The following is a 20,663-nucleotide window of genomic DNA, read 5'->3' as shown; positions in this document are numbered from 1 at the left end:
GGCCCGGCACGGCGGGCACGGAGAAATGCGGCGCGCGGCGACAGTGAAGGCGTACGCGACACCGGGATTCGCGGTGCGGCAACGGAAGATCGCGCGACGGCGGCCGGCCGGACGGGCCGGCACGCCGGGCTACACCGGGAGGGTCAGCGACAACAGTCCGGACACTCGTACACGGTGGACTCCTTCTGCGGCGATCGGACTCCGGAAGTCTGTCCCGGGCCGCCGCGACGGGTCAACGCTTCGGCGCATCCGTGTGCGGATCCCTTGACATGTTCGGTCCGGTGCCGTACCGGTCGCGATCGCGCCGTCGGTCGGTACGATCGCCCCATGCGCACCGCCGTGCTCGCCGACGCCTTCGAGCAGCATCGGCCGCACCTGCTCTCCGTCGCCTACCGGCTGACGGGCAGCGTCGCCGACGCCGAGGACGCGGTCCAGGACGCGTGGCTGCGCCTCGACGGCGCCGACACCGACCGGATCGACGATCTGCGGGCGTGGCTGACCACCGTCGTCGGACGCCTGTGCCTCGACCGGCTGCGGTCGGCGACGGCGCGCCGGGAGAACTATGTCGGCCAGTGGCTGCCCGAGCCGATCGTCACCCCGCTCGGCGGATCGCCGGCCCCGGATCCACTGGAAGCCGTGGTGCGGCAGGAGGACAGCAGGATGGCGGCGATGGTCGTGCTGGACACGCTCACCCCCGCCCAGCGCGTCGCCTTCGTCCTGCACGACGGGTTCGCCGTGCCGTTCGACGAGATCGCCGGCATTCTCGACGTCACGCCGGCGTCCGCGCGCCAGCTCGCCTCCCGCGGTAGGCGGGCCGTCGCGGCCGCGCCGCCCCCCGTGCCGGCCGCCGAGCACGTCGAGGCGGTGCAGCGGCTGATGACCGCCCTCGCCTCCGGGGACCTCGCGGCGGTGGTCGCGGCGCTCGATCCCGATGCCCGGGTGATCGGAGACGCCAACGGGGTGACCCGCACGGCCGTCAACGTCGTCGTCGGCGCGGAGCGGTTCGCCCGGTTCTTCCTGGGCCTGATGCAGCGCTACGGCGCCGAGGCGTTCCTGGCCGGCACACCGGCGCTCGTCAACGGCGAACTCGGGTTCGTCAGCGGGGGCGGCCCCGGCGACGAGACCCACCGGGCCTTCGCCGGCCGGGTCGTCGGCTGCACGGTCCGCAACGGGCGGGTCTGGGCGGCCTACGACATGGCCAATCCCGACAAGCTCCGCGGCGTCCTGCTCGCCCGCGGGGACGACCACCGAGCGTAGCGAACCGGGCCGAATCCGCCGACCATACGGTGCGATCGGTTTCACCCCAGGTGCAGCCATCGGCCGATCGACGGCACCTCGTGCTCGTCGACCGCGAACACGAGGTACCACCCCGGCGGCGCGAGGTCGGGGTCGGTGGGCAGATGCAGCGTGACCGATCCACCCGCCCCGGCGGTGAACGCGACGTCGACCAGGCGTTGCTCGCTGTCGCACGAGTGGGTGCAGGCGCCCGGACGGACGAGGCCGACGGTCTGTACGGCGCCGCGCGGGTGCACGGTCGCGGCAACGGCTCCCCCGTATCCGCCCTCGGCGGCGGCCAGCTCGAGGGTCGGCCGGTCGCCGTGGAACAGATACGGGGGCCAGTAGATCTCGATGCGCAGGTCCTCCGTCTTGCGGGCCGGATTCGAGCCGGCGGTGACCACTTTCCCGTCGGGGGTCAGCAAGGCGACCGAGTGGTAGAGCCGGGGCACCCGAGAGGGCGCGGTGTGCGTCCACACGCCGGTGGCGGGCCGGTAGATCTCCGCATGGGGCGGTGCGCCGTGCGCCGTCTCCTCCACCGCCGAACCGCCCGTGGCGAGCACCGTGCGGTCCGGGAGCAGCACCGCGCTCAGATGCATGCGGGCATGGGCCATCGGGGGACCGGGCCGATAGGCGGGCTCCGGGTCGGTGAGGTCGACGATCCGCGTGTCGGCGAGTGCAGGTGCGGGACTGTGCAGGTCGAATCCTCCGCCGCCGAGGATCATGACCCTCTGCTGCTGGGCCGGCGGCAGCAGCACGCTCGCCGCCTGATTGCGGGAACCGGGCACGGCCAGGCCGGCCACGGCGGTGACGTGACCCGTATCGGGATCCCACACGGACGGCCGCATGCCGTTGTTCCCGCCGTATTGACCTCCGGAATAGAAGATCCGGCCGTCCGCGAGCAGGAACAGGTGCGCATACATCGGGATCGGGCCCGGCGACGGCAGTTCCGACCACGTCGCGGTCGCCGCGGTGTACCGCTCGGGGACGACCGAAAGATGGTTGTCGGCGCCGAGTCCGGACACCGCGACCACGTTCCCGTCGCCGAGGGTGAGCAGCGTCGGGTACCACCGCCCGTACGTCATGTCGGCGGTGGCCGACCACTCCCCCGTGACCGGATCGAAGACGAGCGCGTCCTTCAGACCGTAGAACGGGTCGTACCGTTCGGTGCCCCCGGCCGCGAGAAGGCGCCCGTCGGGAAGAAACGCCTGCCCGACGCAGAACAGGTCGATCGGTGTGGCCGGAGCGTCGAGTTCGGGAGCGGGATAGTGCCAGACTCTGGTGCGGAATCGATGGGCTGCATGGTGGTCGGGATCGTTCCCGGAGCCTGCGAAGAAGAGCACGTCCCCGGTGTGCAGCAGCGCCGCGTGCACGGGATTGATCTCGGTGCCGAAGTCGAGCAGCCGCCAGAGACCCATGTCGGGCGCCTCGTCGACGTCCGTGACGAGTTCGACCACGCGGAGGTATCCGGTGTTGCGCTGCGGTGGGTTGTCCGTCGCGAGCACGACCAGTTCGGGCCGGGAACCGTCGCCGCGATCCAGCACTGCGGCTGCCGCACCCTGGTTCTCCCAGAAGCCCCACGCCGGGATGGTGGACCACACGCTCCAGCCGTCGAGGGCGTGACCGGATCCGTCCAGACCCCAGCCGATCGTGTAGTGACCACCGTTCTCCCCCGGCGGATTGTCGACGGCGAGCACGATCAGTTCGGGCCGGCCGTCGCCGTCGAGGTCGGTGACGGCGATGCCCGCACCCTGGTTCTCCCAGCCGTACCAGTCCGGTACGGGCACCCAGGGCGTCCAGCCGGCGGTCAGCGTTCCCTCGGGAGTCAACCCCCGGCCCAGCCGGAACTGTCCGCTGTTCTGGCCGGGCGGGTTGTCGACGACGAAGACCACGAGGGTGGGCAGGCCGTCGAGGTCGGCGATCGCGATGTCGGCGCCCTGGTTCTCCCACCCGTACCAGTCCGGGACCGCGATCCACGGCGTCCACCCTCCCGTGACCGTTCCGTCGGCGGCCAGGTCGCGGCCGATGCGGAAGTATCCGGAGTTCTGACCGGGCGGGTTGTCGACGACGAAGACGACGAGGTCGAGCGTGCCGGTACCGCCGAGGTCCGCGACGGCGATACCGGCGCCCTGGTTCTCCCAGCCCCACAAATCGGGAACGGGGATCCAGGACTCCCAGTTGCGCACCGTTCCGTCGGCGGCCAGCCCGTGTCCGACCCGGTACCAGCCGGTGTTCTGCTCTCGCGGGTTGTCGATCATGAGAGCGACGACGTCCGGTGCGCCGTCACCGTCGATGTCGGCGACGGCGACGCCGCAGTCGTGATTCTCCCAGCTGAACCAGTCCGGAACAGGCACGAAACCACCGGCCATGGCGCCTCCCAGTATCCGGGTCCGGCCGCGGTCGGGTCCGCGAACGAGACACCACGAACAGTGTCGCCCATCCGCACTCGCGTGTCCGGGACGGACACGCCTAGGCTTCGGCCATGGAGCAACGACTGAGCTTCGTCACTCTCGCCGTCGCCGACCTCGAGCGCACCCGGCGCTTCTACGTCGACGGACTCGGCTGGACCCCGGTCGTCGACGTCCCCGGCGAGGTGGTGATGATCCAGGTCGGCCCGCACCTCGTCCTGTCCCTGTGGGACGAACGGCAGTTCGCGGCCGAGGTCGGCCCCGTGCAGCGGGGCGGCGTCCCGCCCGTGACGCTCGCCCACAACGTCGCCGACCGAGCGGACGTCGACCGGGTGCTGGACACCGCCCGCCGCGCCGGAGCCGATCCGGTCTCCGACGCGGTCGAACGTGAGTGGGGCGGCTACACAGGGTATTTCGCGGACCCCGACGGATTCCGGTGGGAGATCGCCTGGAATCCGGGTCCCATCGGTCAGCTCGTGCTGCCCTGAGCCGCGTCGTCCTGCAGCCACGGCACCCGGCACGCGTCGGTGCTGAATCCCTGCTCGTGGATGCCCAGGGCCGAGTTCATCCGGGCCCGCATGTTCTCGAGCGCGATCTGGTACGTCAGTTCCACCACCCCGGCCCGCCCGAAGCGACGCTCGAGGTCGGCGACCTGCTCGTCCGTCACCGCGACGGCCGCACCGCCGGCTCCCGTCATCGCGTCGGCGTACGCGATCGCCGCACGCTCGTCGTCGCTGTAGGCGTCGGAGGTCGCGTAGTCGGCGATGTGCTCGAGGCGGTCCACGTCGAGTCCGTCGAGCCGCTGCAGCATCGCGCCGAAGTCGACGCACCAGGAGCACCCGACGCTCCAGGCCACCCGGTACACCGCGAGCTCGCGGACGTGCGCCGGCAGCACCGTCGAGGCGCGCTCGACGAGCATCTCGTGCACGGCGCTCGCCCGCATCAACGCCGGATGGTGGGCGTAGACGGCGAACGGCTCGGGCACCTCCCCGAAGCGGCGCCGGGCCACCCGGTAGGCGATCTTCGTCGTGACGCCGGCCTCGGCCGGTGTCACCGCGGGAATGCGCGCCATGACCTTCTCCGTTCCTCGGGTCCCGAGCGGGACCGTTCATCCTTTGGACGAGACAGCCCCGCCGGATGTGACACGACCGCTGCCGGAGGCCGGGAAGGGCGCGGCTAAGCTGCAGAAATGGCAGAAATCGCGTCCTCACATCGGGTCCGCACCGTCCGCAGGCTGCGCCCGTTCGCGTCCACGATCTTCGCCGAGATGACCGCCCTGGCCGTTACGCACGACGCCGTGAACCTCGGCCAGGGTTTTCCCGACACGGACGGCCCCCGCGCGATGCTGGACGTCGCGCGCCAGGCCATCGCCGACGGCGTCAACCAGTACCCGCCCGGGCCGGGCACACCCGAGTTGCGCCGGGCGATCGCGGCGGACCGCGCCGCCCGGTACGGGCTCGAGCACGACCCCGACACCGAGGTCCTCGTCACCGTCGGCGCCACCGAGGCGATCAGCGCCGCCATCCTCGGTCTCGTCGAACCCGGCGACGAGGTGCTGCTCACCGAGCCCTACTACGACTCCTACGCCGCGTCCGTGGCGCTGGCGGGGGCGAGCCGCCGCACGGTGCCGCTCGCCCGCGCGGGGTCCGGGTTCGTCCTGGACGTGGACGCGCTGCGCGCCGCGGTCACCGAGCGCACCCGCATGCTCGTGGTCAACACCCCGCACAACCCGACGGGCACGGTCTACGACGACGCGGCGCTCGCCGCGGTCGCGGCACTGGCCTGCGAGCGGGACCTGCTGGTGCTGTCCGACGAGGTGTACGAGCACCTGGTGTTCGACGGCCGCCGGCACCGCCCGCTCGCGTCGCTGCCCGGCATGGCCGAACGCACCGTCACCGTGTCCAGCGCCGCGAAGACGTTCAACGTCACCGGCTGGAAGATCGGATGGGCGCTCGGCCCCCGCGAACTGATCGACGGGGTGCGCGCGGCGAAACAGTTCATGTCGTTCGTCGCCGGGGCGCCGTTCCAGCCCGCCGTCGCGTACGCGCTGACCCACGAGCAGCCGTGGATCGCCGCCCAGCGCGACGATCTGCAGCGCAGGCGCGACCTGCTCTCCGGCGCCCTCGCCGACGCCGGATTCGGTGTGTTGGACTCGGCCGGCACGTATTTCGTGTGCGCGGACATCACCCCGTTCGGCGCGACGGACGGTGTCGCCTTCTGCCGGACCCTGCCCGAACGCATCGGGGTGGCCGCGGTCCCGGTCAGCGCCTTCGTCGACGACCCCCAGCAGTGGAACCATCTGGTGCGCTTCGCGTTCTGCAAGCGCGACGACGTCCTCCTCGAGGGCGTCCGGCGGCTGCGCAGCCTGCGGGAGCACGGCTGAACATGACCGCCCCCGCCACCATTCCCTCCGACTTCGTGCGCCGCTCGGTGGTTCTCGCCGCGGCGAACGGCGTGGATCTGGCCCCGGCCCTGGACGCGGCCCGGATCAGTCGCGCGGTGCTCGCGCACCCGCACGCGCGCCTCACCCCCGAACAGGTCACCCGGTTCACGCAGAAGACCTGGGAGCTCACCGGTGACGAGTTGTTCGGCCTCGGGCCGGGGCCGGTGCCCCGCGGCACCTTCCGCGTGATGTGCCTGACGCTGATCCACTGCCGGGACCTCGCCCAGGCCCTCGAACGGATGATCGAGGTCAACCGCGTGCTGCCGACGCTGCCGAGACTGCGGCTGACGCCGGGCCCGCAGACGACCCGGCTCGAGGTGGTGCTGCCGGAGCCGTGCGACGACAAGACCCGCGTCATCATCGATTTCCTGCTCATCCTGCTGCACCGCTTCGCGGCCTGGCTCGTCGGCGGACGAGTACGGCTGGCGTCGGTCACGGTTCCCTACGGCGAGCCCGATCCGGTGCTCGCGAAGAACTACGACGCGATCTTCGGGGTGCCGGTCACCTTCGACGCCGACGGGGCAGCGCTCGAAATCGACAACGCGGCACTGCGGTCGCCCATCGTCCAGACCGAGGAGACGCTCGAGGACTATCTGCGCGAATCGCCGAATCTGATGATGTCGGAACGCGACTACGACTCCACCGCCGCGTCGCAGGTGCGGCGGATCTTCGAGTCGGGCATCGAGGGACGCACGGCGACCGCCGAGGAAGTCGCGGAGATGCTGTCGGTGAGCGCACCGCATCTGCGGCGCCTGCTCCGGCAGGAGGGCACCTCGCTCGGGCAGTTGCGCGAGGAGGTGCTGCGCGACACGGCGATCGCCGGTCTGCGCCGCGGCGAACCGGTGGACGCGCTGTCGGCCCGCCTCGGCTTCTCCGAGCCGAGCGCGTTCCGGCGTGCCTTCAAGCGATGGACGGGCAAGACCCCGCGCGCGTATCGGTAGGTCCGCCGGTTCACCCGACGCAGAACTCGTTGCCCTCCGGGTCGGTCATGGTGATCCACTCGCTCGGCCCCTGCCGGCCCCGGTGCAGGACGGTCGCGCCCGCCTCGACGAGCCGCCCGGCGAGCGCCTCACGTTCCTCCCCGGCCCGGATGTCGAAGTGCAGCCGGTTCTTCACCGTCTTGCCCTCGGGCACCCGCTGGAAGAGCACGCGCGGACGCGCGGGCACCTCGGGATCGGAGATCGCGGCGCCCGCCTTCCAGACCAGGACGCCCTCGAAGATCTCGGTGTCGTCCTCGCGGGCGTGGCCGGCCGCGACCAGGCCGCGGATGAAGTCCTCGTTGCTCGGCTCCACCCGCCAGCCCAGCGCGGCCGCCCACCATTTCGCCAGCGTGTGCGGGCTGTTGGAATCGACCGTCACCTGGAATTCGTAACCCATGCGGCGACGGTACGACGAGACTCCGACAGGTCAGGGCTGAACGAGGATCCGGATCGGATCCCCGATGTGGTTGTGCAGCTTCTCGATGCCCTCGGCGATGTTCTCCAGCGGCACGATCTCGCTGATCGAGCGGGAGATGTCCAGGCGGCCGCGGGAGACGAGCGCGGCGAGCGTTTCGATGTCGACATTCTTGTAGCCGAGGTGGCCCATCACGTGCTTGCGCGACAGTCCGAACGTGGCGGTGGGGCCCAGGGAGGCCTCCTGCCCGCTCAGCCCGACGACCACGACGCGGCCACCCGTCATCACGCACTGCAGGGCCTGGTCGAAGGTGGCCTTCACGCCCGCCGAGTCGAAGGCCACGTCGAGCATCTTCCCGCCGGTCGCCTCGGCGACCCTCTGCACCAGGTCCGGGTCGCGGGAGTCGAACGCATAGTCGGCGCCGAGTTCGAGGGCCCGCTCCCGCACCGCGGGGTTGATGTCGAACGCGAGGACCGGCACGGCACCGATCAGCCGGGCGAGCTGCACGATGTGGGTGCCCACTCCGCCGACCCCCCACACGCCGACGGCCTCGCCCACCTGCACCTGCCCGGTGCGCACGACGGCGCCGAACGGCGTGGACACCGCGTCGGCGAGGATCGCCGCCTGCTCGAGCGGGACGTTGTCGGGCACGAGGGTGAGACCGCCCGCCTGTGCGACGGTGTACTCGGCCCAGGCGCCGTCGTACGCGAAGGCCATCAACTGGATGTTCAGGCAGTTGGTCAGGTCGCCGCGCCGGCACTTGCGGCACTGCATGCACGGTCGTCCGGCCGAGGGCACGACGCGGTCCCCGACCTCCCACCCGGTCACGCCGTCCCCGACGGCCGCGATGATCCCGGCGGCTTCGTGGCCCTGGGTGACCACCGGCAGCAGGGCCGGGAAGGTGCCGTCGAGCAGGCTCAGGTCCGAGTGGCAGATGCCGCAGAAGGCGACCTTGACGAGCACCTCGCCGGGGCCCGGCGACGGAATCGGAACATCTTCCAGCACATTGGTTCTGGTGTCCGCATGAAAACGCGCGGCGCGCATCGTCTCGGTCATGATCCCCTCATCCTGTTGTGCGGCGGCAGCCAGGGGCGACCCTACTCCCGGCGCATGCGGCGTTGCGCATGTTTGTGCCGCGGATCTCCGCGACGGGTTGCATCCGCCCACGGTGGGTGAGAGCGTCGGAAGGAACCGTCATCGACTTCGAGAGGGTGATTCGCAACAATGCAGACGGCCGTCATCGACGACTACCCGACCCGGAACCGCACGAACTGCGTGAGCGTGTCCCGGCCGGATCCGGTGGTGTGGGGATCGGCAACGGGGCCGCTGGACGCCCCGGCCGTCGCCGAGTACGACCGGCGCGGGTTCCACACCGTCGACGCGCTCCTGCCGGCGCACGACGTCGGAAATCTGCTCGACGAGACGGCACGTCTGGGCCGGGATCTGGCCGACGACGAGCGGGTCGTGCGGGAGGCGGGAAGCGGGGACGTGCGCTCCGTGTTCGACGTGCACCGCCTCTCCGGCACGGTCGCCGAGATCGTCCGGCGACCGGAGATCGCCGGAATCGCCCGCCAACTCCTCGGCTCGGCGGTCTACATCCACCAATCGAGGCTGAACGTCAAGCCGGGATTCCGCGGCGGACCGTTCTACTGGCACTCCGATTTCGAGACCTGGCACGCCGAGGACGGGATGCCGCGTCCGCGGGCGCTGAGCATCTCCGTCGCGCTGACCGAGAACTACGGTTACAACGGCGGTTTGATGATCATGCCCGGTTCGCACCGGACCTTCGTCTCGTGCGCCGGTACCACCCCCGACGACTACTACCGGCAGTCCCTCGTCACGCACGTGCCCCCCACCGGTTCGCCCGACGAGGACACGCTGACCTCGATGGCCGCCGAGCACGGCATCGCCACGTTCACCGGCTCGGCCGGTTCGGCCACGGTGTTCGACGCGAACTGCATGCACGGCTCGAACGGCAATATCACCCCGTTCCCCCGGTCGAATCTGTTCGTGGTGTTCAACAGTGTCGAGAACGCGCTCGTCGAGCCGTTCTCGGCGCCGCGCCGGCGGCCGGACTACCTCGGCAGCCGGGACTTCACTCCCCTGCACTGACCCGAACGGACGTGCTGACACGAACGGACGCGGGGTGCGACCGGCGCGGGCCGGGCGCACCCCGCATCGCGGCGCTCACACGCGGGCGGTGTCCGCCACGTCGATCGGCAGCGTGCGGGCACGCGGTGTGCGCAGCAGCCGGGTGAGCGTGAACCGGCCCAGCTCCGGATCGTAGGGCCGGTAGGCCAGATACACGAGCACGTGGAACGCCCAGTGCGCCCGCAGGATTCGGCGAAGCACCGGATTCATCCGGCCATGCAGTTCGAACGTGGCGGTTCCGGAGCGGATGTACTTGGTGTACTCCCGCGGCGGCGTCAGCGCACGCCGTGGGGAGATGTCGACGAACAGCTCGGAGAGCTGGGCGATCTCGATGTCGGCCTCGCGCAGGCACAGGGCCAGGTCGAGGTCTTCGTGGATCCCGGCATCCGTGCTGACCGCGTCGCGGACGCGCTGCCAGGCCGACCGGCGCACGGCCATGTTGGCACCGTGCAGGTTGTCGATGCGGCGCTCACCGCCGAAGAAGCCCTTGCGCACGCGCTGCTCGATATACCGGCGCTTGAGCTCCCGGTACGGCGAGTCGTAGGAGTTGCTGAGTCCGCTGACGGCACCGACGCTCTCGGTGTCTGCACGCGCGAAGAAGTCGAGGATCGCGCGGGCCCATCCGGGCCGCACCCGCGTGTCGGCGTCGATCCGGCCGAGGAGATCTCCTGTCGCCGAGTCGAATCCGGCATTGCGGGCGAATGCGACGCCGGGGCGGGGCTCGACGATCCGGCGGACGATCGGAGACCGCTCGGCGATCGCGTCGACGATCTCGCCCGTCCTGTCCGTCGAATTGTTGTCCACTACCACGATTTCGCGGATGTCCGCTTCCTGCTCCAACAGCGCCGCCAGACACGGACCGATGTAGCGTTCCTCGTTGTACGCCGGCACGACCACCGACAGCGTGTGCTGATGCATGCCTCCGACGCTACCGCGACCGGCCGCGCGCCGCGGGGCGCCGCGGGCGGGAACCGTTCCGGGACATCCCCCGAAACGGTTCCCGGCACCGGCGTCAGGGGCGCCGCGGGCCTCAGGCGCGCCGGCGGCGCACCGCGTCGGCCAGCCGGTCGAGCTGGTCGGCCGTGGTGGCCCAGTCGAGGCACGCGTCGGTGATCGACTTGCCGTACTCGAGCTCGTCGGACCGGCCCAGGGTCAGGTCCTGACGGCCCGCCGCGAGGAAGCTCTCCAGCATCACACCGACGATGCCCTTCTCGCCCGCGACGAGCCGCTCGGCGATGTCGGTGACGACGTCGACCTGCTTCTCGTGGTTCTTGCTGCTGTTGCCGTGGCTCGCGTCGATCACGACGCGCTCGGGCAGACCGGCCTTGCGCAGGCGGGCCATGGTGTCGGCGACCGTCCCGGCGTCGTAGTTGGGGCCGGCGGAACCGCCGCGCAGGATGACGTGGCAGTCGGGGTTGCCGACGGTCTCGATGAGCGCGGCCTGCCCGTCGAGATCGGTGCCGGGGAACACGTGGCTCGCGGCGGCGGCGCGGGTGCCGTCGACGGCCACCTGCACGTCACCCTCGGTGGAGTTCTTGATGCCGACCGGCATGGACAGTGCGCTGCACAGTTGCCGGTGCACCTGGCTGGCCGCGGTGCGGGCCCCGATCGCGCCGTAGGTGACCAGATCCGCGTAGTACTGCGGCAGGATCGGGTCGAGGAACTCGCACCCGACCGGCAGTCCGAGGCCGGACACGTCGAGCAGCAGCTTGCGGCCGATGCGCAGACCGGTGTTGATGTCGTAGGTGCCGTCGAGGTGCGGGTCGTTGAGCAGGCCCTTCCACCCGAGGGTGGTGCGCGGCTTCTCGAAGTACACCCGCATCACCACGTGCAGGTCGTCGCGCAGATCGTCGGCCTTGGCGGCGAGGCGGCGCGCGTAGTCCATCGCGGCGGCGGGGTCGTGCACCGAGCACGGCCCGACCACGACGAGCAGCCGGTCGTCGGTGCCGTCGAGGATCGCCACGGTGTCGGCGCGGCCCGAGCGCACAGTGGCGGCGGCCACCTCGTCGGGGGCGTGCTCGCCGCGGACGACGGCCGGGGCGACGAGCGGGCTGATCCGCACGGTCCGCTGTTCGTCGAGATTCGCGGTGGAGATGGAGGTGCTGGTGGTCATCGGGGTTCGGTTCCTGTTCCCGGGCCGACCCTGGCTGAACCTGAAAGATCCCAGCGAGCCGGTCCGTGTCCGGCTCGTAGGTGGAAGAAGTCAGCGCGCGGTTACGCCGACCGACCCACCCCGGGCCGGCCTGCTAAACCAGAAATATGCACGCTGCATGACGGACACCCTACCCGAGCCCCCGCGGGGGTGCACATCGGGGGCCCGGGGCGAGTCCGCATTGCCAGCGCGACGGCGCCGACCCCCCTACGATCGGAACGAACCGAGAACACTGCCCGTACCGCCGAGACGATCGCCGAGGTGTTATGCCGCTCGAAGGTTCACACGAGTCCAGGGACCGGTCGAACGAACCGGAACACACAGCCGACGGCCATCTCGTCGAGGCCCAGTCCGAGGACTTCTCCCATGCCAGAAACCTCGCGGTGGATCCCGACTGGTTCAAGACCGCGGTGTTCTACGAGGTCCTGGTGCGCGCCTTCAACGACTCGAACCACGACGGGACGGGTGATCTGCGCGGGCTGACCGAGAAGCTCGACTACATCGCCTGGCTGGGCGCCGACTGTATCTGGCTACCACCGTTCTACGACTCCCCGCTGCGCGACGGCGGGTACGACATCCGGGACTTCCGGGCGGTGCTCCCGGAGTTCGGCACCGTCGACGACTTCGTCACGTTCCTCGACGAGGCGCACAAGCGCGGTATCCGCGTGATCACCGACCTGGTCATGAACCACACGTCCGACACGCACGCGTGGTTCCAGGAGTCGCGTACGGACCCGGACGGCCCGTACGGCGACTTCTACGTGTGGTCCGACACCGACGAGCGCTACCCGGATGCGCGCATCATCTTCGTCGACACCGAATCCTCCAACTGGACGTGGGATCCGGTGCGCAAGCAGTACTACTGGCACCGGTTCTTCTCGCACCAGCCGGACCTGAACTACGACAATCCCGAGGTGCAGGACGCGATGATCGACGTCCTGCGCTTCTGGCTCGACCTGGGGATCGACGGGTTCCGGCTGGACGCGGTGCCCTACCTGTTCGAGCGCGAGGGCACCAACTGCGAGAACCTGCCCGAGACACACGCGTTCCTGAAGAAGTGCCGCGCGGTGATCGACGCGGAGTATCCGGGCCGGGTGCTGCTGGCGGAGGCGAACCAGTGGCCCAGCGACGTGGTGGAGTACTTCGGCGAGCCGGAGGTCGGCGACGAGTGCCACATGGCGTTCCACTTCCCGCTCATGCCGCGCATCTTCATGGCGGTGCGGCGCCAGAACCGGTTCCCCATCTCCGAGATCCTCGCCCAGACACCGCCGATTCCGAGCAGTGCGCAGTGGGGCATCTTCCTGCGCAACCACGACGAGCTGACCCTCGAGATGGTCACGGACGAAGAACGTGACTACATGTATGCCGAGTACGTCACCGACCCGCGGATGCGGGCGAACATCGGCATCCGGCGCCGGCTGGCCCCGCTGCTCGAGAACGACCGCAACCAGCTCGAGCTGTTCACGGCTCTGCTGTTGAGCCTGCCCGGCTCGCCGGTGCTCTACTACGGCGACGAGATCGGGATGGGCGACAACATCTGGCTCGGCGACCGCGACGCCGTGCGCACGCCGATGCAGTGGACACCCGACCGCAACGCGGGCTTCTCGCGGGCGGACCCCGCGCGGCTGTACCTGCCGACGATCATGGATCCGACCTACGGCTACCAGTCCGTGAACGTCGAGCGGCAGATGAACTCGACGAACACGCTGCTGCACTGGACGCGCCGGATGATCCAGGTCCGCAAGCAGCATCCGGCGTTCGGCAAGGCCGCCTTCACCGAATTGGGCAGCGCCAACCCGGCCGTCCTGTCGTACCTGCGGGAGATGCCGCTCGGCCCGGACCGCAACTACAGCGACGTCATCCTGTGTGTGAACAACCTATCCCGGTATCCCCAGGCCGTCATCCTGGACCTGTCCCGGTTCGCAGGGTGGATTCCGGTGGAGCTCACCGGTTCCGTCCCGTTCCCACCGATCACGGAGGAGGGGTACATGATCACCCTGCCCGGTCACGGTTTCTATTGGTTCGCGCTGCAGCCCGATCCGACGAGGGAAGGCGTCGGCGAACATCCGGTGAGCAGCGAAGCCGAGGCGGCGGTGCAGCCATGAGGGATCCGAACGTGCAGCACTACTCCGATGCGGAGCTCGAGGCCCTGCTGGCCGAGTGGCTTCCCCACCAGCGTTGGTTCGCCGCCAAGGGCAGAACCGTCGCCGCCGTCCGGATCATGCTGCGGGAACCGCTCACCGACACCCCCGCGTTCGGAGCGGACCACCTGCTGGTGACCGTCGAGTTCGAATCCGGCGCCGAGCAGATCTACCAGGTGCCGCTCGGGTATCGCCCGCACCTGCCCGACGAGCTGGCACCCTGGGCGCTGCCGCGGCCCGACGGGAGCGGCGACGACCGCCCCCACGCCTACGACGGCCTGCGCGACCAGGAGATCATCGACCTGTACGCGCACTCGATCGCTACCGGGCAGGTGTATGGCCCGGTCGAGCTGCACACCGTGCCCGGCACGGTCATCGAGGAGGGACTGCGCGGGCGGGCGCTCAGCGCCGAGCAGTCCAACACCTCCGTCGTGCTGGGCGAGCAGTTGCTGCTCAAGCTCTTCCGCCGGATCACTCCGGGCGTCAACCCCGACGTGGAACTGCACCTCGCGCTCGGCGAGGCGGGCTGCCGGTCGGTCGCCCCCGTGCGCGCGTGGATCGACGCCGAGATCGGCGGCGTGCGCACGACGCTGGCGATGGTGCAGGACTTCGCGGCCAACTCCGCCGACGGCTGGTCGATGGCTCTGGGCAGCGTGCGGGACCTGCTGCTCGAGGCCGACCTGCGGGCGGACGAGGTGGGCACGGACTTCGCCGGCGAATCGCAGCGGATGGGCGCGGCCGTGGCCGAGGTGCACGCGCTGCTGGCGCAGTCCCTCGGGACGTCGCAGCGACCCGTCGGCGAGATCGTCGACGGCATGCTGCGCCGCCTGGACGCGGCCGGTGCCGTCGTACCGGAACTGGCGGAATTCGCCCCGGCGGTGCGGGAGCGGTTGGCGGAGGCGGCGGCCACCGGCACGACCACGGTGCAGCGGGTCCACGGGGACCTGCACCTCGGGCAGGTGCTGCGCACCCCGGAACACTGGCTGCTCATCGATTTCGAGGGCGAGCCCGCCAAGTCCCTCGACGAACGGCGGGAACCGGACAGCGCCCTGCGCGACGTGGCGGGGATGCTCCGCTCGTTCGACTACGCGGCCCACCACTCCCTGCACGATGCGACGTCGGAGGCTGCCGCCGCGCAACGCGAGTTCCGGGCGCAGGAATGGGCGCAGCGCAACTCCGCCGCGTTCTGCGACGGCTATGCGGGCGCGTCCGGCGCGGATCCGCGCGAGTCGGCCGCGCTGCTGCGCGCGTACGAACTGGACAAGGCCGTTTACGAGGTGGTCTACGAGGCCCGCCACCGGCCACAGTGGATCCGGCTGCCGCTCAACGCGATCCGTCGGCTGGTGCAGGCGACGTAGGGCTGTGGCCGTCGGTGGTATCCGCCAGGAGATCCTCACCCGAGGGTGCCGGGTCGTCGAGTCCGCCCCGATGCGGCCGGTGGACCGGGTCGATCGCGGCCGCCCCCCGGTCCGGGGAGGACCCTTTCCGGCGTGGTCGGCGCAGGTCCACGGAGGACCGGTGCCGGCCCGCGGCGGGTGTCGACCGGCCTCTCGCGGTGGCCCGGTGGCGCGGGCCCGGGCCCTCGGACCATCCGTGCACGATGCGTCGGTGCAGGCGTGCCAGGGGTGCCGGCGCCCACCAGTTCGCGTCGCCCATCAGCTTGATCAGTGAGGGAACCAGCAGCATGCGGACCAGCGTGGCGTCGATGACGAGGGCGAAGATCATTCCCAGTCCGATGAACCGCATGATCGTCATCGGGGAGAGCGCGAAGGCCGCGGTGACCGTACCGAGTATCAGCGCGGCGCAGGTGACGACACGACCGGTGAGGGCGGTACCGGTGTGCACCGCCGTCTCGGTCGACGCCCCCGCAGCATGCGCTTCGACCATCCGCGACATCAGGAAGATCTCGTAATCGGTCGACAGGCCGAACACGACGGCGAGGATCAACACGACCAGGGTGGGCTGGACGGGCTCCGGAGCCACGCCGATGAGACCGGCGCCGTGTCCTTCCTGGAAGATCCAGGTCAGCAGCCCGAAGGTCGCCCCGAGGCTCAGTCCCGCCATGGCGACCGCCTTGACCGGCAGCACCACCGTGCCGAAGGCCAGGAACAGCAGCAGCAGTGTCGCGCCCACCATGACGGCGATCATGGTGGGCAGCGCCTCGGTGATCGCGTGATTGTTGTCGGCCTCGAGGGCGAACGGTCCGCCGACCTCGATCCGGGTTCCTGCCGGCGGCGCCAGCTCGCGCAGTGCTGCGACGGCCGCGTTCGCGCGCTCGACGTCCGATCGGTCGGTCACCGCCGCGGAGATGACGGTGAAATCCGAGGTCGTGGCGATGGGCTGCGCCCCGGTGACCCCGTCGACGGCATCGGCCTGTGCCACGAACCCGAGGCTCGCATGCAGGGGCGGGGGCGAGCCGGCTGTTCCGTGCACCAGGACGGTGATGTCGCCACCAGGTGACCGAAATTCCTGGACCAGCTGTTCGGTGGCCGCGCGAACCGGATTGCCGGGCGGCAGCGAGGTGTAGCTGATCGAGCCGAACCGCGTCAGAAGGACCGGGGCCGCGAACACCACCAGCACGAGGGTGATCGGGACTGCGACGCGCAGCGGATGGCGCATCACCCGGTCGGCGACGGCTCCCCAGAATCGGTGGGCTCGCACCTCGCCGCGCTCGACCGCCCCGCGGCGCCAGGTCAGACTGTTGATCCGGGCACCCAGAACGGCCAGGGCCGCGGGCACGGCGGTCAAGGACAGCAGGGCCGCGCTGAGGGCGGCCGAGATGGCGCCCAAACCCAGCGACCGGATCACCTCCTGGGGAAAGACGAGCATTCCGGCGAAGGCACATACGAGCAGCAGCGCGGAAAAGCACACGGTGCGGCCCGCGGTGAGAACGGTCCGCCGAACCGCGTCGTTCGGCGAGGCGCCGGAGCGGAGTTCTTCCCGGAACCGGCTGACGATGAACAGTCCGTAATCGATGGCCAGACCGAGACACAGAAGAGAGGTGACGTTGAGGGCAAAGGCATTGACCTCGGTGAACATGGTCAGCAGCCGAAGCGTCCCGAGCGCGCTGAGCACCGACAGCGCGGCGACGAGAACCGGCACCGCCGCGGCGGTCAGTCCGCCGAAGATCATCACCAGCAGAATCAGGGTCAGCGGAAGCGACACCGACTCGGCGACGACGAGGTCGGTCTTCAGTTGTGTGTTGAACGAATCGTCGACCACGGTCTTGCCGGTCAGCTGGGTGTCGACTCCGGGAACCTGCAGCACGGACAGCAGATCGTGGTACGGCGGCCGATCACCCGACCCGGAATGCTGCAGGGTCACCGTCGCGAGCGCTCGGGTGCCATCGGCGGAGCGCAAGTACGGTTTCTCGACCACGGGCACCGTCCAGTAGGTGTCGACGCGCTCGACCCGGGTGCGATCGAGAGCGGCGAGGTGCCCGGCCACCTCGGGTCCGATGTCGTCGATGCTCTGCCCGGGTGGGGCGGTGTAGATGGCGACGATGTCCGGCTCCCGGCGGCCGAGGTGCTCCTCCACCTGGTGCGTGACGTGCGCGGCTTCGCTCCCGTCGTCGAGGAAGCCCTCGAACCTCAGATGGGGGAAGACCCCCAGCCCCCATGCGCCGCCGAGCACCAGCGCGGTGACGGTCACGATCAGCACGAGCCACCGGCGTGCGAGAAGAAATGCGGCCCAGCGGGTCATGGCCGTGGCGGAGGCCGGGTCGGGGACGTCGACATCGTCATCGTGCGACCTGATGGACGGCGGCAGCGAACAGGCGTGGTGACCGCGCAGCCAGCGGCACGATGACAGGGCCGAGGCGGGGTTGCCGACGCGCCCACAGCAGGGAGGAGGTCAGCAGGCGTGAGCGCCGCGACGCCCGCGACCATGCCCGTTCGTAGCGTGCCGGTTGCCCGCATTCGAGGCACTGCACAAGGGCGCGTGCGCATTTCAGAGCGACGTCGATGCCTTCGCCGGTGATCGCGTCCACGTATCCGGCCGCGTCACCGACGAGCAGCACACGGCCCGCGACGCGGGCCCTGGCGTCCTGACGCATCGGTCCCGCCCCCCGGACGGCGGTCGCCGCGGTGTCGGGGAGCCGCTGGGCAAGGGCGGGGAATTCGGCCAGCTGCCGGGCGAACGACCCGCGGGTAGCGGAGAGCAGCGCCACGCCGACGAGGCGGGGACCGACCGGGGTGACGTAGGCCTCGCGGTCGCGGGCCCAATGCACTTCCACGAAGTCGGTCCATGGGGCCACCTCGAAGTGCCGGCGTAGCCCCCACCTGTGGTGACCGGACGGTGGGCGGTCCAGGCCCAGCTGCCGTCGGATGGCGGAGTGCAGCCCGTCGGCCGCGACGAGGTACCGCGCCGTGGCGCCTGCGGCCGTCACGCACCGGGCATCCTGCGTGATCTCGGAGACCCGGCGCTGCAGCACCGGAACACCTCGTGTCACGACCTCGGACTGCAATGCTGCCTGCAGATCGGTGCGGCGCACCCCCAAGCCGTGGCCGTCGCGGAAGCCGGCCTCGGCCCGGCAGTGCCCGTCCGTGTACCGGATCCCCCGGAGGGGATGTCCGTCGACCGGCACACCGAGTTCGCGCAGGCAGGCGACCGCGCCCGGCATCAGACCCTCCCCGCAGGCCTTGTCGATCGGCGACGGCCTCGACTCGATCACGACCGTATCGAGGCCGGCCCGGGCGGAATACAGGGCCGTGGCCAGCCCCGCGGGGCCGGCGCCGACGACGATCAGGTCATGCATCGCGCACCAGTTCGCGCAGGGCGGCGTTCTCGGCGCGGATCCGCACCCGAAGTACCACGGCATCGAGCGCAGTGAAGGTCACCGCGGTCACCCACGCGGAGTGGACGAGCGGCAGTGCCGCACCCTCGACGACGACGGCCACGTAGTTGGGGTGCCGGAGCCGGCGGTACGGCCCACGGCGGATCAGGGGCAATCCGGGCACGATCACGATGCGGGTGTTCCAGCGGTGTCCGAGGGTGAGGATGCACCACCATCTCAGGCACTGCGACGCCAGGACGAGTGCCAGCATCGGCCGGCCGAGAGCCGGCACGTACCGGCGGCCGACGCCGAACGTCTCGATCAGGCATCCGGCCAGCAGCCCCGCGTGCAGTGACGCCATCACCGGATAGTGTCCGCGGCCGCTCTCCCGGCCCCCGCGCTCCATGCTCCACGCCAGGTTCCGCCGGGACACCACCAGCTCGGCAAGCCGCTCCGTGGCGACCGCGGCGACGAGCAGGAGATAGAACATGGCGTCCGCGCTACCACTCGAGGAGGACGAGTTCGGAGCAGAACCCCGGCCCCATGGCCATCATGAGCCCCGGAGTTCCCGGTTCCGGGGGGCGCTGTTCGAGCGTGTCCCGCAGCACGTGCAGGACCGACGACGAGGACAGGTTCCCCACCGCGGCCAGCGACCGGCGGGTCATCTCCAACGCCTGCGACGACAGACCGAGCTCGGACTCGACCGCGCGGATCACCCTCGGCCCTCCCGGATGGCAGACCCATGCGGTGATGTCGTCCGTCCGCAATCCGTGTTCGGCCAGGAACGAGCGGACGTCCGCACCGAGGTACTTTTCGATCACGGCGGGCACCTGGGCATCGAGGACGATCTTCAGGCCGCTCGACCCCACATCCCACCCCATGGTCCGCTCGGTGTCCGGGTACAGGTGGCTGCGCGACGCGATCACCCGGGGCCCGCGCGCCCGGGTCCGTTCGGCGCGCCGGGCGCCGACGGCGGCCACCGCTGCCGCACCGTCGCCGAACAGCCCGGTCGCCACGAGATTGGCGATGGAGTGATCGTTGCGCTGCACCGTCAGCGAACACAGTTCCACGGACAGCAGGACGGCCACGTCGTCGGGGTGCCCGAGCAGATAGTCGTACAGACGCGCTGTTCCCGCCGCACCGGCAACGCACCCGAGCCCGAAGATCGGCACCCGTTTGACGTCGGGTCGCAGCCCGACCCGATACGCGATCCGGGCCTCCATCGACGGGGCGGCGACACCGGTGACCGTGGTGGACATGATCAAGTCCACCTCGTCGGGTCGAATCCCGGACTGGGCGAGCGCGCCGGTCACGGCGGCCGCACCCAACTCGATCGCACCTTCGATGAACGTGTTGTTGCAATCGTCGAAGTCGTGCAGCTCCGGATAGCGCTCGAGCGGGCGCACCAGGTGTCGCGTCCGGACCTCGGCATTGGCGTGCAGCCGCTGCAGCAACCTGATGTCGCCGTCCTCGCCGAGGCAGTAGTCGGCGAACATCTTGGTGAGCTCGGCCTGAGCGTAACGGTGCGGTGGTACGACGCCGCACACCCCCGCCAGCGTCGTCCCCTCGACGAGGGGTTTCGGTGTGGAGCGCTGCCCCGGACCGGCCCGGGGGTCTGCCTGCAGGTTGACGATGCTCATGAGTGACTCCTCGCATCGCGCGGCTTGTGGCGCCGCGCCACTTACCCAGCTCGACACTTGTCCGGGATCGGGAGCCTCGATAGCCACCCTAGGGGTGAGAAGTGTGACCCTGGGGTGAGAGCCGGGAGCGCGGGGACGTCCGGTTCGGAACCCGGAACGGCGTCCCGCCGCCGGGGCCACGTCTTCGGAGCGTGCGGCCGCTATGGGACGTGGGCGCCGGACCGAACGATCATCTCTCGGTTGGGGATGCCGGTGCAACTGCTCGGATGTGCAAGTCCCGTGTC

At 70.4% G+C, this 20,663-nt stretch carries 17 protein-coding genes; 7 read left to right on the top strand and 10 right to left on the bottom strand.

All coding sequences use genetic code 11. The features are described 5' to 3' along the window. The first annotated feature begins 327 nt into the window (after positions 1 to 327). Entirely contained in the window at positions 328 to 1,257 is a 930-nt protein-coding gene (locus tag HFP48_RS06730; RefSeq protein WP_065922946.1) for a sigma-70 family RNA polymerase sigma factor, read from the top strand. 41 nt (positions 1,258 to 1,298) lie between these two features. Here HFP48_RS06730 and HFP48_RS06725 read toward each other — a convergent pair whose 3' ends face one another. Further along, on the bottom strand, positions 1,299 to 3,644 hold the full coding sequence (locus HFP48_RS06725) for a galactose oxidase-like domain-containing protein (protein WP_168579258.1): 2,346 nt from the start codon (positions 3,642 to 3,644) through the stop codon (positions 1,299 to 1,301). Between the two features lie 113 nt (positions 3,645 to 3,757). Between HFP48_RS06725 and HFP48_RS06720 the strand changes: the two genes are divergently transcribed. Next, positions 3,758 to 4,171, top strand: coding sequence for a VOC family protein (locus HFP48_RS06720; protein WP_006931112.1), 414 nt, complete (start codon positions 3,758 to 3,760; stop codon positions 4,169 to 4,171). Here the strand turns inward: HFP48_RS06720 and HFP48_RS06715 are convergent. Continuing rightward, positions 4,153 to 4,755, bottom strand: coding sequence for a carboxymuconolactone decarboxylase family protein (locus HFP48_RS06715; protein ID WP_006931110.1), 603 nt, complete (start codon positions 4,753 to 4,755; stop codon positions 4,153 to 4,155). The two genes, HFP48_RS06720 and HFP48_RS06715, sit on opposite strands and share 19 nt — an antisense overlap. 117 nt (positions 4,756 to 4,872) lie before the next feature. Between HFP48_RS06715 and HFP48_RS06710 the strand changes: the two genes are divergently transcribed. Both HFP48_RS06710 and HFP48_RS06705 read left to right on the top strand, forming a co-directional pair. Beyond that, on the top strand, positions 4,873 to 6,066 hold the full coding sequence (locus tag HFP48_RS06710) for a pyridoxal phosphate-dependent aminotransferase (protein ID WP_080688542.1): 1,194 nt from the start codon (positions 4,873 to 4,875) through the stop codon (positions 6,064 to 6,066). Positions 6,067 to 6,068: 2 nt separating this feature from the next. After that, positions 6,069 to 7,067 carry an AraC family transcriptional regulator gene (locus HFP48_RS06705; protein WP_006931106.1) on the top strand — a complete coding sequence of 333 codons (999 nt, stop codon included), beginning with the start codon at positions 6,069 to 6,071 and terminating at the stop codon, positions 7,065 to 7,067. A gap of 10 nt (positions 7,068 to 7,077) precedes the next feature. On the opposite strand, the gene HFP48_RS06700 is transcribed toward HFP48_RS06705, so the two are convergent. Continuing rightward, positions 7,078 to 7,503, bottom strand: a complete 426-nt coding sequence (locus HFP48_RS06700) for a VOC family protein (protein ID WP_006931104.1) — start codon at positions 7,501 to 7,503, stop codon at positions 7,078 to 7,080. A gap of 30 nt (positions 7,504 to 7,533) precedes the next feature. Next, positions 7,534 to 8,577, bottom strand: coding sequence for a zinc-binding dehydrogenase (locus tag HFP48_RS06695; RefSeq protein ID WP_006931096.1), 1,044 nt, complete (start codon positions 8,575 to 8,577; stop codon positions 7,534 to 7,536). A 168-nt stretch (positions 8,578 to 8,745) separates the two neighbouring features. Here HFP48_RS06695 and thpD point away from each other — a divergent pair, with 168 nt between their 5' ends. Then, on the top strand, positions 8,746 to 9,633 hold the full coding sequence (gene thpD, locus HFP48_RS06690; protein ID WP_043799864.1) for an ectoine hydroxylase: 888 nt from the start codon (positions 8,746 to 8,748) through the stop codon (positions 9,631 to 9,633). Between the two features lie 75 nt (positions 9,634 to 9,708). Here the strand turns inward: thpD and HFP48_RS06685 are convergent, their stop codons facing one another. Then, positions 9,709 to 10,590, bottom strand: a complete 882-nt coding sequence (locus HFP48_RS06685; protein ID WP_029541766.1) for a glycosyltransferase family 2 protein — start codon at positions 10,588 to 10,590, stop codon at positions 9,709 to 9,711. Positions 10,591 to 10,702: 112 nt separating this feature from the next. Next, positions 10,703 to 11,785 carry a 3-deoxy-7-phosphoheptulonate synthase gene (locus HFP48_RS06680; protein WP_029541763.1) on the bottom strand — a complete coding sequence of 361 codons (1,083 nt, stop codon included), beginning with the start codon at positions 11,783 to 11,785 and terminating at the stop codon, positions 10,703 to 10,705. Between the two features lie 305 nt (positions 11,786 to 12,090). Between HFP48_RS06680 and treS the strand changes: the two genes are divergently transcribed. Both treS and HFP48_RS06670 read left to right on the top strand, forming a co-directional pair. Further along, positions 12,091 to 13,929: a maltose alpha-D-glucosyltransferase gene (gene treS / locus HFP48_RS06675; RefSeq protein WP_006946891.1), complete on the top strand. Its 1,839-nt coding sequence runs from the start codon at positions 12,091 to 12,093 to the stop codon at positions 13,927 to 13,929. Beyond that, entirely contained in the window at positions 13,926 to 15,323 is a 1,398-nt protein-coding gene (locus tag HFP48_RS06670; protein ID WP_029541761.1) for a hypothetical protein, read from the top strand. Before treS ends, HFP48_RS06670 begins: the two co-directional genes overlap by 4 nt. Here the strand turns inward: HFP48_RS06670 and HFP48_RS06665 are convergent. Genes HFP48_RS06665 through HFP48_RS06650 form a run of 4 tightly spaced genes read right to left on the bottom strand, consistent with a single transcriptional unit; the run spans position 15,289 to position 20,379 of the window. Next, positions 15,289 to 17,667 carry an MMPL family transporter gene (locus HFP48_RS06665; RefSeq protein ID WP_168579257.1) on the bottom strand — a complete coding sequence of 793 codons (2,379 nt, stop codon included), beginning with the start codon at positions 17,665 to 17,667 and terminating at the stop codon, positions 15,289 to 15,291. The two genes, HFP48_RS06670 and HFP48_RS06665, sit on opposite strands and share 35 nt — an antisense overlap. Positions 17,668 to 17,704: 37 nt before the next feature. Further along, positions 17,705 to 18,721, bottom strand: a complete 1,017-nt coding sequence (locus HFP48_RS06660; RefSeq protein WP_168579256.1) for an NAD(P)/FAD-dependent oxidoreductase — start codon at positions 18,719 to 18,721, stop codon at positions 17,705 to 17,707. Further along, positions 18,714 to 19,229 (bottom strand): isoprenylcysteine carboxylmethyltransferase family protein, encoded by a 516-nt coding sequence (locus HFP48_RS06655; protein WP_006946895.1) that lies wholly within the window; start codon positions 19,227 to 19,229, stop codon positions 18,714 to 18,716. The genes HFP48_RS06660 and HFP48_RS06655 overlap by 8 nt, the downstream gene beginning before the upstream one ends. Positions 19,230 to 19,239: 10 nt before the next feature. Continuing rightward, the gene (locus HFP48_RS06650; RefSeq protein WP_239010498.1) at positions 19,240 to 20,379 is read right to left on the bottom strand and encodes a 3-oxoacyl-[acyl-carrier-protein] synthase III C-terminal domain-containing protein; all 1,140 of its coding nucleotides are present in this window, start codon (positions 20,377 to 20,379) and stop codon (positions 19,240 to 19,242) included. Positions 20,380 to 20,663: the final 284 nt, after the last annotated feature.

The sequence above is a fragment of the Rhodococcus sp. DMU1 genome (genome assembly GCF_012272955.1).
Classification (GTDB): Bacteria; Actinomycetota; Actinomycetes; order Mycobacteriales; family Mycobacteriaceae; genus Rhodococcus; species Rhodococcus aetherivorans.
Note: the sequence above shows the minus strand (reverse complement) of the source record. Positions and strands in the feature narration are given on the sequence as shown.